Source organism: Nocardioides sp. J54 (genome assembly GCF_000519005.1).
Taxonomy (GTDB): domain Bacteria; phylum Actinomycetota; class Actinomycetes; order Propionibacteriales; family Nocardioidaceae; genus Nocardioides.
Genome location: NZ_JAER01000061.1, coordinates 1 through 14,901 on the forward strand (window position 1 = coordinate 1; position 14,901 = coordinate 14,901).

Below are 14,901 nucleotides of genomic sequence, written 5' to 3' on the forward strand. Positions count from 1 at the left end.
AGCAGCAGGCCGTGGTTGGCCCCGCCTGCGCGCACCGCCTCGTTGATGCCGGCGAAGGACACCGTGCCGGCGTAGCCGTAGACCAGCGCGGCGCCGTACAGGAAGAAGCCGGAGGCGAAGGCGCCGAGCAGGAAGTACTTCATGGCCGCCTCCTGGCTCAGCAGGCGGCGCCGGCGGGCCAGGCCGCAGAGCAGGTAGAGCGGCAGCGAGAGCACCTCGAGGGCGACGAACGACGTCAGCAGGTCCCCTGCNGCGGGGAACAGCAGCATGCCGNCGACCGCGAAGAGCAGCAGCGGGTAGACCTCGGTGTGCTCGAGCCCGCGGGTNGAGGCGTCGCGCTCGGTGTCGGTGCCGGGCAGCGCCGCGGCCTGCCCGGTGAACNCGGACACGCCACCCTCGAGGCGGCGCTCGGCGAANAGNGCGACCCCACCGATGGCGAAGACGAGCAGCAGGCCCCACAGGTAGACGGTGGGACCGTCGACGACGATGCTGCCCATGGCGCCGACGAGGCCCTTGCCCTCGGCGCCGGCGACGCCGCTCACGTCATCGAGGTCGAGGCCGACCAGGACGGTCGCCACCAGCGCACCGACGAGGGCGACCAGGGCGAGCGCGACCTGCGGCAGGCGGCGGGCACCGCGCGGAAGGGCGGCCTCGACGAGCACGCCCAGGCAGGCGCCACCGAGGACGATCAGCAGCGGGAGGAGCTCGACGTACTCGAGCTCGGGCTTCACGAACGGCATCAGTGGGCCCCCTCCGTCTCGGGCTGGGCTTGCTCGACGTCGGCCGGGTCGACCGTGGGCGCCTCGTCCTCCACGCCCACGTGCTCGAGCAGGTCGGTCACCATCGGGTTGCTGGCGTCGGTGAGCGGCGCCGGGTAGAACCCGAAGAACACCAGCGCGGCCACCAGGGGCGCGACGGCCGCGATCTCGCGCAGGCCGAGGTCCTTGGTGTCCTCGGCCTCGACCGGGGTCGGGCCGGTCATGGTGCGCTGGTACATCCACAGCACGTAGATCGCGGCCAGCACCACGGCGGTGATCGCGATCGCGCCGACGTACCAGGCGTAGCCGAAGGCCGCCAGCAGCACCATGAACTCGCTGACGAACGGCGAGAGGCCCGGCAAGCCGAGGGTGGCGAGGCCGGCGACCAGGAAGAGCCCGGCCAGCACCGGCGCGACCTTCTCGACGCCGCCCATCTCGCTGATCAGCGAGGTGCCGCGGCGGTCGTAGAGGTAGCCGGCGACGAGGAANAGCGCCGCCGTGCCGAGGCCGTGGTTGACCATGTAGAGGATCGAGCCGGTGCCGCCCTGCGTGCTCATCGTGAAGATGCCCAGCGTGATCAGCCCGAAGTGGCTCAGCGAGGTCAGGCCGATGAGGCGGAAGACGTCGTCCTGGCCGATGGCGAGCAGCGCGCCGTAGACGACGGAGATCAGCGCCAGCGTGATCACCAGCGGCGTCGCCCACTGCGAGGCCTCGGGGAAGATCCCCAGGCAGAACCGCAGCATCCCGAAGGTGCCGATCTTGTCGAGGATGCACACCAGCAGCACGCCGGTGCCGGGCGTCGCCTCCTCGGTGGTGTCCGCCAGCCAGGTGTGCACCGGGAAGAGTGGCACCTTGATCGCGAACGCGATGAAGAAGCCGAAGAACAGCCACCGGCCGGTCTCCGTGCCGATGTCGAGCCGCTCCAGGTCCGAGAGGAGGTACGACGGCTCGCCGGCCTGCGAGGAGACGACGTAGAGCCCGATCACGGACGCCAGCAGGATCAGGCCGCCGGCCAGCTGGAACATCAGGAACTTCAGCGCAGCGCCACCGCGCCCCTCGCGGCCGAAGCTGCCGACGAGGAAGTACGCCGGGATCAGGGTCGCCTCGAAGACGACGTAGAAGAGGAAGACGTCGGTGGCGCAGAAGACCGCGAGCGAGAGTCCCTCGAGCGCGAGCGCCCAGGCCACGAACGCGCGGGCGCCACCTCCCGGAGACTCGGTGGTTGAGGTGCGAGCTTGCGAGCCTCGAAACCCGTCCATCTTGAACCACTCGGCGGCGAGGACGAGCGGCACGAGGAGGACGGTCAGCAGCACCATCAGCAGGCCGAGGCCGTCGAGGCCGAGGGCGTAGTGGACGCCGAAGGCCCCGATCCACTCGACCTCCTCCTCGAGCTGGCGGCCGCCGTCGGCGTCGTACTGCGCGGCCGCGACCACGGCGACGACCAGGGTCGCTAGCGCGACGCCGAGGCCCAGCGTCTTGCTCAGCGAGCGCGGCGCGAAGGCGACGACGAGCGCTCCGACCACCGGGAGCCACACGAGGAACGAGAGCATCAGTGAGTCTCCTCGATGGCGATCGTGACCGGAACGCGGTCAGGGTGCGTGCATCGCAAGGCGGCGGCGCGATGGCATACCGGGTCGTCTTCCGAGCGTCGCCAACGCCGCGAGGTGCGTGCCATGGCCGCGTTCAGGTTGTGAGCGTCGTCGAGGAGGGTCACTGATTCACCGCCACCAGGGTCAGGACGAGGAGCACGGCGCCACCGAGGATGCCGAGCGCGTAGGAGCGGACGTAGCCGTTCTGCAGTCGCCGGAGCAGCTCGCCGGTGCCGGCGACCACGGTCGCGCCGCCGGTGAACAGCCCGTCGACGAGGGTCCGGTCGATGCCGACGGAGCCGCGGGTCGCGGCCTTGCCGGGGTTGACCACGAGGGTGTCGTTGATCGCGTCGCCGTACAGGTCGGCACGGGCGGCCTTCGTCGCGAAGGACACGTCGGCGGGCGCCACCCGGGGCACCTGCTGCTTGCCGACGAGCAACCAGGCGAGCGCGACGCCGGCGGCGACCACCGCGATGGTGATGAGCGTGACGAGGATGACCGGGATCGGCGGCTCCTCGTGCTCGGCGTGGCCGACGACCGGGCTCAGCCAGTCGACGATCCAGTTGCCGGCGAGCATCAGGCCGCCCAGGGCGGACAGCGCGGCCAGCACGATGAGCGGGATGGTCATCACCGCCGGGCTCTCGTGCGGATGCGCGTCGGTGGCCCACCGCTTGTTGGTGAACCAGGTCATCAACATCATCCGGGTCATGTAGAAGCCGGTGATGCCCGCGCCCAGCAGGGCGCAGACGCCGACGACGGGGTTCTCGACCAGCGCCGTCTCGATGATCTTGTCCTTCGACCAGAAGCCGGAGAACGGCGGGAACCCGATGATCGCGAGGAAGCCCATCGCGAAGGTCGCGAAGGTGATCGGCAGCGCCTTGTTGAGGGCGCCGTAGTGACGCATGTCGACGTCGTCGTCCATCGCGTGCATGACCGAGCCGGCCCCGAGGAACATGTTGGCCTTGAAGAAGCCGTGGGTGAGCAGGTGGAAGATCGCGAAGGCGTAGCCGGCGACGCCGAGCCCGGCGCCGAGCATCATGTAGCCGATCTGGCTCATCGTGGAGCCGGCCAGGCCCTTCTTGATGTCGTCCTTGGCGCACCCGATGATCGCACCCCACAGCAGCGTCACCGTGGCCACGATGACCACCGCGGTCTGGGCGGTCGGGGCGAGCTCGAAGATGAAGTTGGAGCGGGTGACGAGGTAGACGCCCGCGGTGACCATGGTCGCGGCGTGGATGAGGGCGGAGACCGGGGTCGGGCCCTCCATCGCGTCGAGCAGCCAGGCCTGCAGCGGCACCTGGGCGGACTTGCCGCAGGCGCCCACGAGGAGCAGGACGCCGATCCAGTTGAGCGTCGTCTCCGACGCACCGGAGCTGAGGGCGCTGATGCCGCTGAAGCTGGTCGTGCCGAAGGTGACGAAGAGCAGGAAGATCGCCATCGCCATGCCCATGTCGCCGACCCGGTTGATGACGAAGGCCTTCTTGGCCGCCGCGGCCGCGGACGGCTTGTGCTGCCAGAACCCGATGAGGAGGTAGGAGGCGAGGCCGACGCCCTCCCAGCCGAGGAAGAGCCCGACGTAGTTCTCCGACAGGATCAGCATCAGCATCGCCGCGACGAACAGGTTCAGGTAGGCGAAGAAGCGCGAGCGCCGGACGTCGTGGGCCATGTAGCCCACCGAGTAGAGGTGGATCAGCGCGCCGACGCCGGTGATCAGCAGCAGGAAGAGGGCGGAGAGCGGGTCGTAGAGCAGGTCGAGCCCCACGTCGAGACGTCCGGCCTCGATCCAGGTCCACAGGTGCCGCGCGACCTGCCGGTCGCCCTCGTCACGTCCCAGCAGGGTGAGGAAGGAGACCAGGCTGAGCAGGAAGGAGCCGGTGATCGTGGCCAGGCCGAGCCAGTGGCCCCAGGCCTGGCTGCGGCGGTTGCCGACCAGCAGCAGCACGGCCGCGCCGAGCAGGGGCAGGGCGATGATCAGCCACAGCAGGCTGAACACGCCGTCGGCCTCGGCCGGGGCGACCACGGGGACGTGCGTCTCGGACTCGCTCGCGGCGAGCGTGAGCGCGGAGAGGGCGTTCATCAAGCGGCCGTCCTTAGAACTTCAGCAGGCTCGCGTCGTCGACCGAGGCCGAGCGACGGGTCCGGAAGATGGTCATGATGATCGCGAGGCCGACCACGACCTCGGCCGCGGCCACCACCATCACGAAGAACGCGGCCACCTGGCCGTCGAGGTTGCCGTGCTGGTGGGCGAAGGCGACGAACGCGAGGTTGCAGGCGTTGAGCATCAGCTCGACGCACATGAAGACCACGATCGCGTTGCGGCGGGTGAGGACCCCGATCGAGCCGATCGTGAACAGGATGGCCGAGAGGACGACATACTCCGTCATGACTGCTCCTCCTCCGTCGAGGCGATGGCGGCGGCCTTGCCGCTGGTCTCCGGGGTGCCCGCCGGGTCGACGCCGAGCTGCGCCTTGATCTCCTCGATGTCGGTGAGGCCCGCGGGCCGCATCGTGCCGCGCGCGGCGAGCACCCGCGAGACCGAGGCGGGCGCCGGGCTTCCGTCGGGCAGCAGCGCCGGGGTGTCGACCGCGTTGTGCCGGGCGTAGACGCCGGGAGCGGGCAGCGGCCCGAGGTGGGCGCCGGACTCGGCGTACGCACGCACCCGGTCGGCCGCCATGCTCGCCTGCGTGCGACGCGGGGTGAGCCGCTCGCGGTGGGCGAGCACCATCGCACCGACGGCCGCGGTGATCAGCAGCGCGCTGGTGGCCTCGAAGATGAACACGTAGCGGGAGAACAGCAGGTTGGCGAGGGCCTGCACGTTGCCGCCCTCGTTGGCCCCGCCCCTGCCGTCGAGGCCGACCGCGGCGCCGAAGGTCAGCTGGGTGAGGCCGACGACGATCACGACGGCGAACGCGAGCCCGGTGAGCCAGGCCAGGGCGCGCTGTCCCCTGATCGTCTCCACGACCGAGTCGGAGGCGTCGACCCCGACCAGCATCAGCACGAACAGGAACAGCATCAAGATCGCGCCGGTGTAGACGATGATCTGGACCGCGAAGAGGAAGGGGGCCTCCAGCACGGCGTACAGCACCGCGAGGCTGATCATCACCACCGCCAGCAGCAGGGCGGCGTGAACCGCCTTGCGCACGAAGAGGATCCCGAGCGCGGCCAGCACCATGATCGGCGCCAGCACCCAGAACGCGGTCACTGCGCGCCCTCCTCGGCCGCCGGGACGCTCGGCACCGGGACCGGCTGGGCGAAGTCGCCGCGGTAGTAGTCCTCGTCGCTGCCGAGCAGCTGGGCGTGCGGCGGCGCGGTCATGCCCGGCAGCAGCGGGGCGAGCAGGTCGGACTTCTCGTAGATCAGGCTGGCGCGGCTGTCGTCGGCCAGCTCGTACTCGTTGGTCATCGTCAACGCGCGCGTGGGGCAGGCCTCGATGCACAGCCCGCACAGGATGCAGCGCAGGTAGTTGATCTGGTAGACGCGCCCGTAGCGCTCGCCGGCGGAGTAGCGGCCGGACTGCCCGTCGGCGCCGACGGTGTCGTCGTTCTGCGCGCCCTCGACGTAGATCGCGTCAGCCGGGCAGGCCCACGCGCACAGCTCGCAGCCGACGCACTTCTCCAGGCCGTCGGGCCAGCGGTTGAGCTGGTGGCGGCCGTGGAAGCGCGGAGCGGTGGGCAGCTTCTCCTTGGGGTACTGCTCGGTGACGACCTTGCGGAACATGGTCCGGAAGGTCACGCCGAATCCGGCCACCGGGTCCCAGAGCTGCTCCTTGAGCGTCGGGCCCTTCTCGTCAGCCATTGTTCACCCCTGCATCGGTCGTGGGGACGTTCGCATGATCGGTGCGGAAGGCCAGCGGGGCCGCTGCGCCGCGGACCGCTCCCCCGCTCGGCATCGGCGGGACCGGGAAGCCGCCGGTGCGCGGGGCGTGGACCACCGCGGGCACCTCCGGCTGCTTCTCGGGGATGAGGAAGGTCAGCAGCAGCACCACGAGGACCACCCCGATCAGGATCATCCAGAACTGCGGGTTGCCGCTGAAGCCGTCCTCGAAGACGCCCTCGTTGCGGGCCACGCGCATCGTGGCGACCGCGATGATCCACACGAGCGAGATCGGGATGAGCCGCTTCCACCCGAACGCCATGAACTGGTCGTAGCGCAGCCGCGGCAGCGAGCCGCGCAGCCAGATGAAGATGAAGATGAAGAAGAACACCTTGCCGAAGAACCACAGCACCGGCCAGTAGCCCTCGTTGGCGCCCGCCCAGACCTCGTCGATCCAGAAGGGGGGGTGCCAGCCGCCTAGGAAGAGGGTGGTGGCGAGCGCGGAGACGGTGGCCATGTTGATGTACTCGGCGAGGAAGAAGAGCGCGAACTTCAGGCTGGAGTACTCGGTGTGGAAGCCGCCGACGAGCTCGCCCTCGGCCTCCGGCAGGTCGAAGGGCGCCCGGTTGGTCTCCCCCACCATGGCGATGGTGTAGATGATGAACGACGGCAGCAGGATCAGCCCGAACCACAGGTCGTCCTGGGCGGCCACGATCTCGCTGGTCGACATCGACCCGGCGTACATGAACACCGCGACCAGGGCCAGGCCCATCGCGACCTCGTAGGAGATCATCTGCGCGCTGGAGCGCAGGCCCCCGAGCAGGGAGTACGTCGAGCCGCTGGACCAGCCGCCGAGCACGATGCCGTAGATGCCGATCGAGGCGATCGCCATCACGAAGAGCACCGCCACCGGCATGTCCGTCAGCTGCAGCGGGGTGCGCTCCCCGAACAGGGTCGTCTCCGGGCCGAACGGGATCACGCTGAAGGTCACGAAGGCCGGCACCACCACGATGACCGGCGCGAGCACGAAGACCACCTTGTCGGCGGCCTTCGGGATCAGGTCCTCCTTGAAGGCCAGCTTCACGCCGTCGGCCAGCGACTGCAGGAGACCGGCAGGACCGTGCACATTGGGCCCGATCCGGTGCTGCATGCGGGCGACGACCCGGCGCTCCCACCAGATGTTGAAGAGCGTCAGCAGGACCAGGATCACGAAGACCAGCAGGGTCTTGATCCCGACGATCCACCAGGGATCGCTGCCGAACGCGTCCAGTGCGGTGTTCACCCGTGCACCCCTTCCGCGCCGCTGATGGTGACCGTCGAGCCCGGCGAGGCCAGGTCGGCGAGCACGCCGTTGCCGACGGAGTTCGCCGGCACCCACACCGCCCCGTCGACCAGGTCGTCGGCGATCTCGGCCGGCAGCGTGACCGAGCCCCGGTCGCCGGTGAGGGTGACCGTGGGGCCGTAGGCGTCGTACAGCGCGGCACTGACCAGGGCGACCGGCGTCCGCGCGGTGGCCTTGAGGTACTTGTCGCCGTCCTGCATCGACCCGTTGTCCAGCAGCTGCTTCCAGGTCGCCAGCCGGAGCGCCGAGTTGTCGGTTGTCGTGGCCGAGTTGTCGGTTGTCGTGGCCGAGTTGTCGGTTGTCGTGGCCGAGTTGTCGGTTGTCGTGACCGAGTTGTCGGTTGTCGTGGCCCGCGGCCCGTCCCAGGGACCGATCTGCTCCATCTCCGCGCGCGCCTCCTCGACGGTGCGGAAGCCCAGCGGCGCGCCCACGCCGAGCGCGGCCAGCTCGGCCGCGATGCCGGACAGGGCTCGCAGCTCGGGCAGCGAGGCGGGGTTGCGCAGCGCCGCCTCCCACGGACGGACCCGGCCCTCCCAGTTGACGAAGGTCCCGGACTTGTCGCTCGTCGGGGCGACCGGGAAGACGACGTCGGCGGAGTCGGTGACCTCAGTGCGACGCAGGTCGAAGGCGACGACGAAGGCCGCCGCGCCGAGAGCGGCGCGGGTGACGGCGGGGTCCGCGGTGTCGTCGGGGTCGACGCCGCCGACGACCAGGCCGCCGAGCTCGCCCGCAGCCAGGGCGGCGAGGATCGCGTCCGCGTCGCGGCCGGGAGCCTCGGGGAGCGACCCGACCCCCCACGCCGTGGCGAGGTCGACGCGCGCGGTGGCGTCGGCGACCGGGCGGCCGCCGGGCAGCAGGGTGGGCAGGCAGCCGGCCTCGAGGGCGCCGCGGTCGCCGGCGCGGCGAGGCACCCACGCGAGCCGGGCGCCGGTGGTGGCCGCCACGGCCGCCGCGGCGGTCAGGGCGCCGGGCACGGTGGCGAGCCGCTCGCCGGCGAGTACGACGGTGGCCGCGTCGAGCTCGGAGCCGAGCGCGGTCAGCGCGGCCGCCTCGTCGCCGGGCAGGGTCGGGACCAGACGGGCGGACAGCTTCTCCAGCCCGCGCGTGGTGTACGGCGCCACGGCGACCACCTCGGTGCCGCCGGCCAGCACGGACTTGCGCAGCCGCAGGAAGATCGCGCCCGCCTCGTCCTCCGGCTCGAGCCCGACCAGGACGACCTTCGCGGCGGACTCCAGGTCGTCGTACGTGACGGCGCCGAGGTCCGGGCCGGTCAGCACGACATGGGCGGCCAGGAAGTCGGCCTCCTCGCCGGACAGCGGCCGCGCGCGGAAGTCGATGTCGTTGGTGCCGAGGGTGGCGCGCGCGAACTTGGCGTAGGCGTAGGCGTCCTCGACGGTGACCCGGCCGCCGGTGAGGACGCCGACTCCGCCGGCGTCGCGGGCCGCGGCCAGGCCGCGGGCGGCGACGGCGAACGCCTCGGGCCACGACGCGGGTCGCAGCGTCCCGTCCTCGTCGCGGACCTGGGGGTAGGTCAGCCGGTCGTCGGCCTGCGCGTAGGCGAAGGCGAAGCGGTCCTTGTCAGTGATCCACTCCTCGTTGACCGCCGGGTCGTCACCGGCCTGGCGGCGCAGCACCTTGCCGCGGCGGTGGTCGACGCGGATCGCGGAGCCGCAGGCGTCGTGCTCGGCGACACCAGGGGTCGAGACCAGGTCGAAGGGCCGCGAGCGGAAGCGGTACTGCTCGGAGGTGAGCGCGCCGACCGGGCAGATCTGGATGACGTTGCCGGAGAAGTACGACAGGAAGGGCGCGTCCTCGGCGATGCCGATCTGCTGCTGGGCGCCGCGCTCGATCAGCGCGATGAACGGGTCGCCGGCGATCTCGTCGGCGAAGCGGGTGCAGCGCTGGCACACGATGCAGCGCTCGCGGTCGAGGAGCACCGTCGGGGACAGGTTGATCGGCTTGGGGAAGGTCCGCTTCACGCCGCGGTTGCGGTCGTCGGAGAAGCGCGACTCCCCGCGCCCGTTGGACATCGCCTGGTTCTGCAGGGGGCACTCGCCGCCCTTGTCGCACACGGGGCAGTCGAGCGGGTGGTTGATGAGCAGCAGCTCCATCACGCCCTGCTGTGCCTTGTCGGCGACCGGGCTGGTGACCTGCGTGCTGACCACCATGCCGTCGGCGACCGGGAGCGTGCAGGAGGCCTGCGGCTTGGGGAAGCCGCGGCCGTTGCCCGCGTCGGGGACGTCGACGAGGCACTGGCGGCAGGCGCCGACCGGCGCGAGCAGCGGGTGGTCGCAGAAGCGCGGCACCTGCACGCCGATCTGCTCGGCGGCCCGGATCACCAGGGTGTCCTTGGGGACGCTGACCTGGACGCCGTCGATGGTGACGGTGACGAGGTCGGACTTCTCGATCTCGGGGGCGCTCATCGGGGTCCCCTCTCGATTGTGCGGAGGAGCGCAGCGGGGGAGCAGAATCGAGTGGGGTGATTCATCGCGGTCCCCTCTCGGTCGTGCGGAGGTGATTCATGCCGTGACCTCCCGTCCTGCCCAGGCGGTGGACCGCGCGGGGTCGAAGGGGCACCCGCCGTGGGTGAGGTGGGCGAGGTACTCGTCGCGGAAGTGGGCGATCGAGCTGGAGATCGGGCTGGTCGCACCGTCGCCGAGGGCGCAGAAGGAGCGGCCCAGGATGTTGTCGCACTGGTCGAGCAGCTGGTCGAGGTCGGCCTCGCTGCCCTGGCCGTGCTCGAGCCTGGTCAGCGCCTGCACCAGCCACCAGGTGCCCTCACGGCAGGGGGTGCACTTGCCGCAGGACTCGTGCTTGTAGAACTCCGTCCACCGCAGCACGGCGCGTACGACGCACACGGTCTCGTCGAAGATCTGGAGGGCTCGCGTGCCGAGCATGGAGCCGACCGCGCCGACGCCCTCGAAGTCCAGCGGGACGTCGAGGTGCTCGGCGGTCAGGAGCGGGGTGCTCGAGCCGCCCGGGGTCCAGAACTTCAGCTGGTGGCCCGCACGGCCCCCGCCGGCGAGGTCGAGCAGCTCGCGCAGGGTGATACCGAGGGGTGCTTCGTACTGGCCCGGCCGGGCCACGTGGCCGGACAGGGAGAAGATGCCGTGGCCCTTGGACTTCTCGGTGCCCATCGAGGCGAACCAGGCCGCGCCGTTCTTCACGATGGCGGGCACCGAGGCGATGGACTCGACGTTGTTGATCACCGTCGGGCTGGCGTAGAGCCCGGCCACGGCGGGGAACGGCGGTCGCAGGCGGGGCTGGCCGCGCCGGCCCTCGAGACCCTCGAGCAGGGCCGTCTCCTCGCCGCAGATGTAGGCGCCCGCACCGGCGTGGACGACGACGTCGAGGTCGTAGCCCGAGCCGTGGATGTCCTTGCCGAGGTGCCCGGCGGCGTACGCCTCCGCGACCGCGGCCTGCACGCGGCGGATCACGTGGACGACCTCGCCGCGGATGTAGATGAAGGCCTTGTTGGCGCGGATGGCGTAGGAGCTGATGATCACGCCCTCGACCAGGACGTGGGGGTTGCCCATCATCAGCGGGATGTCCTTGCAGGTGCCCGGCTCGGACTCGTCGGCGTTGACGACGAGGTACTTCGGCTTCGGGTTGTCCTGCGGGATGAAGGACCACTTCATTCCGGTGGGGAAGCCGGCGCCGCCGCGGCCACGCAGCCCGCTGTCCTTGACGGCGGTGATCACGTCGTCCGGGCTCATCGCGAAGGCGGCGTCGAGGGCGTCGTACCCACCGCGGGCGGCGTAGGTCGAGAGCTTCCAGCCCTGCTCGGCGTCCCAGGTGTCGCTGAGGACCGGGGTCAGCGTGCTCATGCCTCGCTCTCCTTGGCCTCGACGGCGGGCGTCTGCGCCGGATCGGGGGCCGTCCAGCCGCGCTCGCGCGCGATCCGCAGACCGGCGAGGCTCGCCTCGCCGGCGGTCGGCCCCTCGTCGACCCGGCCGTCGGGGAAGCCGGCGAGCACCCGCTCGGCCTCCCGCCAGGTGCACAGCCGCGGGCCGCGGGTGGAGCTGACCTCGTGGCCGGCGCGCAGCGCCTCGACCATCTGGACCGCGGACTCCGGCGTCTGGTTGTCCATGAACTCCCAGTTGACCATCACGACCGGGGCGTAGTCGCAGGCCGCGTTGCACTCGATGTGCTCGAGGCTGACCGTCCTCGAGTCGCCCTGCCGCTGGACGGCGACCTCGTCGTTGCCGATCTCGAGGTGCTCCTTGAGCCGGGCGAAGATCTCGTCGCCGCCCATCACCGCGCACAGCGTGTTGGTGCACACGCCGACGTGGTAGTCGCCGACGCCGTGGCGCTTGTACATCGTGTAGAAGGTCGCGACGCCGCTGACCTCGGCCGGGCTGATGTCGAGGATGGCGGCGCAGGCCTCGATCCCCTCGGGGGTGATCCGGCCCTGCGCCGACTGCACGAGGTGCAGCATCGGCAGCAGCCCGGAGCGGGCCTCGGGGTAGCGGGCCGCGATCTCGCGCAGCTCGGCCAGGGTGGTGTCGTCCAGCTGGTTCGTGGCCATCAGCGGTCCACGCCTCCCATCACGGGGTCGATGCTCGCGATGGCGACGATGACGTCGGCGATCTGGCCGCCTTCGCTCATCAGGCCCATCGCCTGGAGGTTGTTGAACGAGGGATCGCGGAAGTGGGCCCGGAAGGGCCGCGTGCCGCCGTCGGAGACGACATGGGCACCGAGCTCGCCGCGCGGTGACTCGACCGGCACGTAGGCCTGGCCGGCGGGCACCCGGAAGCCCTCGGTCACCAGCTTGAAGTGGTGGATCAGCGCCTCCATCGACTCGCCCATGATGTGCCGGATGTGGTCGAGGCTGTTGCCCATGCCGTCGCTGCCGATGGACAGCTGGCTGGGCCAGGCGACCTTCTTGTCGGCCACCATCACCGGTGCGCCCTCGAGCCGCGCGAGCCGGTCGGCGGCCTGCTCGATGATCTTCAGCGACTCCCACATCTCGTTGAGCCGGATGCGGAAGCGGCCGTAGGAGTCGGCGGTGTCCCAGGTCTGTACGTCGAAGTCGTAGGTCTCGTAGCCGCAGTAGGGCTGCGCCTTGCGCAGGTCGAAGCCGTAGCCGGTGCTGCGCAGGACCGGGCCGGTGAGGCCGAGCGCCATGCAGCCCTCGAGGTCCAGGTGACCGACCCCCTCGAGGCGGGCCTTGAAGATCGGGTTGGCGTTGCAGAGCGCGGCGTACTCGGGCAGGCGCTTCTTCATCAGCGCGACGAAGGAGCGGATCTCGTCGAGCGCGCCGGGCGGCAGGTCCTGGGCCACCCCGCCGGGGCGGATGAACGCGTGGTTCATGCGCAGGCCGGTGATCAGCTCGAAGAGGTCCAGGACCAGCTCGCGCTCACGGAACCCGATGGTCATCACGGTGAGCGCGCCGATCTCCATGCCGCCGGTGGCGATGCACACCAGGTGCGAGGAGATCCGGTTGAGCTCCATGAGCAGGACCCGCATGATCTGGGCCTTCTCGGGGATGTCGTCCTCGATGTCGAGCAGGCGCTCGACGCCGAGCACGTAGGTCATCTCGTTGAAGAACGGCGAGAGGTAGTCCATCCGGGTGCAGAACGTGACGCCCTGCGTCCAGGAGCGGTACTCCATGTTCTTCTCGATGCCGGTGTGCAGGTAGCCGATGCCGCAGCGCGCCTCGGTGACCGTCTCGCCCTCGATCTCGAGGATCAGCCGCAGCACGCCGTGGGTGGAGGGGTGCTGCGGGCCCATGTTGACCACGACCCGCTCGGCGGCGTCGCCCTCGAGGCCGGCGCCGATCTCGCCCCAGTCCTGGCCGGTGACGGTGAAGACCTTGCCCTCGGTGGTCTCCGACGGGTCGGCGTAGTAGTCGGTGCTCATCAGTTGTAGCTCCTCCGCTGGTCGGGCGGCGGGACGGACGCGCCCTTGTACTCCACGGGGATGCCGCCGAGCGGGTAGTCCTTGCGCTGGGGGTGCCCGGGCCAGTCGTCGGGCATCAGGATCCGGGTCAGGGCGGGGTGGCCGTCGAAGACGATCCCGAACATGTCCCAGGTCTCCCGCTCGTGCCAGTCGGCCGCCGGGTAGGTCGCGACCAGGGACGGGACGTGCGGGTCGGCGTCCGGGACGGACACCTCGACGCGGATCCGCCGGTTCCAGGTGTACGACGCCAGGTGGTAGACCGCGTGCAGCTCCCGCCCGGCATCGCCCGGGTAGTGCACGCCGCTGACCCCGGAGAGGAACTCGAAGCGCAGCTCCGGGTCGTCGCGCAGCATCCGGGCCGCGGCCGGGAGGTTGTCGCGGTGCACGTGGAAGGTGATCTCGCCGCGGTGGATCACGACGCCCTCGACCAGCCCGCCGAGGGCGTCGGCGACGGTGTCGAACCAGCCGCCGTAGGGACGCTGCGCCAGGCCCGGCATCACGACAGGGGCGACCAGGCCGCCGTACCCGCTGGTGTCGCCGGTGCCCCGCACGCCGAACATCCCGTGCCGCTCGCCGACGGCGCGCAGCTCGACGGCCGGCTCGCCCAGCGCCTCCGGGGCGTTCTCGGGCGACTGGTCGGTGGCCGGCTGCTCCACGGCCTTGTCGGCGGCCTCGTCGGCGGGCCGGTCCCCGGGCCTGTCGGTGGGCTTCTCGGCGGGCTTCTCGGTGGGCTTCTCGGTGGGCTTGTCGTCGGTCACCGCAGCAGCCCCCTCATCTCACTGGTGGGCAGCGCGGCCAGGCCCTCGGCCTCGAGCTCGCGGATCTGCGCCTCGCGGTTCTTGCCGAAGGGGGTGTCGTGCTGGACCTTGTCGTGCAGCTTCAGGATCGCGTCGATGAGCATCTCCGGACGCGGTGGGCAGCCCGGGAGGTACATGTCGACGGGGACGACGTGGTCGACCCCCTGGACGATCGCGTAGTTGTTGAACATGCCGCCGCTGCTGGCGCACACGCCCATGGCGAGGACCCACTTGGGCGCTGCCATCTGGTCGTAGATCTGCCGCAGGACCGGGGCCATCTTCTGGCTCACCCGGCCGGCGACGATCATCAGGTCGGCCTGCCGGGGGCTGGCGCGGAAGACCTCCATGCCGAANCGGGCCAGGTCGTACTTCGGGCCACCGCTCGTCATCATCTCGATGGCACAGCAGGCCAGGCCGAAGGTCGCGGGCCAGAAGCTGGCCTTGCGCATGTAGCCGGCCAGGCCCTCGACCGTGCTCAGCAGCACCCCGCTGGGGAGCTTCTCCTCGACACCCATGTCCGTCGTACCTCCGGGTCAGTCCCAGTCGAGGCCGCCACGACGCCAGACGTAGGCGTAGGCGACGAACACGGTGGCGATGAAGAGGACCATCTCGACCAGCCCGAACCACGCCATGTTGTCCAGCTGCATGGCCCACGGGTAGAGGAAGATGATCTCGATGTCGAAGACGATGAAGAGCATCGC

14 protein-coding genes are annotated in these 14,901 nt (G+C 70.6%); all 14 read right to left on the minus strand.

The genetic code is table 11. The annotated features are described in order from the left end of the window. On the minus strand, window positions 1-740 hold a 740-nt coding region (locus NOCJ54_RS0121935), incomplete at its 3' end, for a proton-conducting transporter transmembrane domain-containing protein (RefSeq protein WP_036519316.1). Next, window positions 740-2,308, minus strand: coding sequence for an NADH-quinone oxidoreductase subunit M (locus NOCJ54_RS0121940; protein WP_028657191.1), 1,569 nt, complete (start codon window positions 2,306-2,308; stop codon window positions 740-742). The genes NOCJ54_RS0121940 and NOCJ54_RS0121935, both read right to left, overlap by 1 nt. 160 nt (window positions 2,309-2,468) lie before the next feature. Further along, complete coding sequence (gene nuoL, locus NOCJ54_RS0121945) at window positions 2,469-4,424, minus strand: NADH-quinone oxidoreductase subunit L (RefSeq protein WP_084255609.1); 1,956 nt, start codon at window positions 4,422-4,424, stop codon at window positions 2,469-2,471. A 13-nt stretch (window positions 4,425-4,437) separates the two neighbouring features. Further along, complete coding sequence (gene nuoK / locus NOCJ54_RS0121950; RefSeq protein WP_028657193.1) at window positions 4,438-4,731, minus strand: NADH-quinone oxidoreductase subunit NuoK; 294 nt, start codon at window positions 4,729-4,731, stop codon at window positions 4,438-4,440. Next, window positions 4,728-5,549: an NADH-quinone oxidoreductase subunit J gene (locus NOCJ54_RS0121955; protein ID WP_028657194.1), complete on the minus strand. Its 822-nt coding sequence runs from the start codon at window positions 5,547-5,549 to the stop codon at window positions 4,728-4,730. The genes nuoK and NOCJ54_RS0121955 overlap by 4 nt, the downstream gene beginning before the upstream one ends. Further along, a complete protein-coding gene (gene nuoI / locus NOCJ54_RS27620) occupies window positions 5,546-6,142 on the minus strand; it encodes an NADH-quinone oxidoreductase subunit NuoI (protein WP_051486270.1) in 597 nt (198 codons plus the stop codon). The genes NOCJ54_RS0121955 and nuoI overlap by 4 nt, the downstream gene beginning before the upstream one ends. Further along, window positions 6,135-7,442, minus strand: coding sequence for an NADH-quinone oxidoreductase subunit NuoH (nuoH, locus tag NOCJ54_RS27625; RefSeq protein WP_051486271.1), 1,308 nt, complete (start codon window positions 7,440-7,442; stop codon window positions 6,135-6,137). The genes nuoI and nuoH overlap by 8 nt, the downstream gene beginning before the upstream one ends. Continuing rightward, entirely contained in the window at window positions 7,439-9,925 is a 2,487-nt protein-coding gene (locus NOCJ54_RS0121970; protein ID WP_028657195.1) for an NADH-quinone oxidoreductase subunit G, read from the minus strand. Before NOCJ54_RS0121970 ends, nuoH begins: the two co-directional genes overlap by 4 nt. Window positions 9,926-10,021: 96 nt before the next feature. Next, the gene (nuoF, locus tag NOCJ54_RS0121975; RefSeq protein WP_028657196.1) at window positions 10,022-11,329 is read right to left on the minus strand and encodes an NADH-quinone oxidoreductase subunit NuoF; all 1,308 of its coding nucleotides are present in this window, start codon (window positions 11,327-11,329) and stop codon (window positions 10,022-10,024) included. After that, the gene (nuoE, locus tag NOCJ54_RS27630) at window positions 11,326-12,030 is read right to left on the minus strand and encodes an NADH-quinone oxidoreductase subunit NuoE (protein ID WP_051486272.1); all 705 of its coding nucleotides are present in this window, start codon (window positions 12,028-12,030) and stop codon (window positions 11,326-11,328) included. The genes nuoF and nuoE overlap by 4 nt, the downstream gene beginning before the upstream one ends. Next, complete coding sequence (locus NOCJ54_RS0121985) at window positions 12,030-13,364, minus strand: NADH-quinone oxidoreductase subunit D (RefSeq protein WP_028657197.1); 1,335 nt, start codon at window positions 13,362-13,364, stop codon at window positions 12,030-12,032. Before NOCJ54_RS0121985 ends, nuoE begins: the two co-directional genes overlap by 1 nt. Beyond that, window positions 13,364-14,161, minus strand: a complete 798-nt coding sequence (locus NOCJ54_RS0121990; RefSeq protein WP_198020307.1) for an NADH-quinone oxidoreductase subunit C — start codon at window positions 14,159-14,161, stop codon at window positions 13,364-13,366. Before NOCJ54_RS0121990 ends, NOCJ54_RS0121985 begins: the two co-directional genes overlap by 1 nt. After that, window positions 14,158-14,715 (minus strand): NuoB/complex I 20 kDa subunit family protein, encoded by a 558-nt coding sequence (locus tag NOCJ54_RS0121995; protein ID WP_028657199.1) that lies wholly within the window; start codon window positions 14,713-14,715, stop codon window positions 14,158-14,160. The genes NOCJ54_RS0121990 and NOCJ54_RS0121995 overlap by 4 nt, the downstream gene beginning before the upstream one ends. A gap of 18 nt (window positions 14,716-14,733) precedes the next feature. Continuing rightward, window positions 14,734-14,901: NADH-quinone oxidoreductase subunit A (ndhC, locus tag NOCJ54_RS27635; protein ID WP_036519331.1), on the minus strand; the 168-nt coding region annotated here is incomplete at its 5' end.

What these genes read in the sequence shown, in the direction of transcription:
- nuoE (WP_051486272.1), bottom strand. Translation starts at nt 12,030, where the DNA reads ATGGCCACGAACCAGCTGGACGACACCACCCTGGCCGAGCTGCGCGAG.
- NOCJ54_RS0121970 (WP_028657195.1), bottom strand. Translation starts at nt 9,925, where the DNA reads ATGAGCGCCCCCGAGATCGAGAAGTCCGACCTCGTCACCGTCACCATC.
- nuoI (WP_051486270.1), bottom strand. Translation starts at nt 6,142, where the DNA reads ATGGCTGACGAGAAGGGCCCGACGCTCAAGGAGCAGCTCTGGGACCCG.
- nuoF (WP_028657196.1), bottom strand. Translation starts at nt 11,329, where the DNA reads ATGAGCACGCTGACCCCGGTCCTCAGCGACACCTGGGACGCCGAGCAG.
- NOCJ54_RS0121985 (WP_028657197.1), bottom strand. Translation starts at nt 13,364, where the DNA reads ATGAGCACCGACTACTACGCCGACCCGTCGGAGACCACCGAGGGCAAG.
- nuoL (WP_084255609.1), bottom strand. Translation starts at nt 4,424, where the DNA reads ATGAACGCCCTCTCCGCGCTCACGCTCGCCGCGAGCGAGTCCGAGACG.
- nuoK (WP_028657193.1), bottom strand. Translation starts at nt 4,731, where the DNA reads ATGACGGAGTATGTCGTCCTCTCGGCCATCCTGTTCACGATCGGCTCG.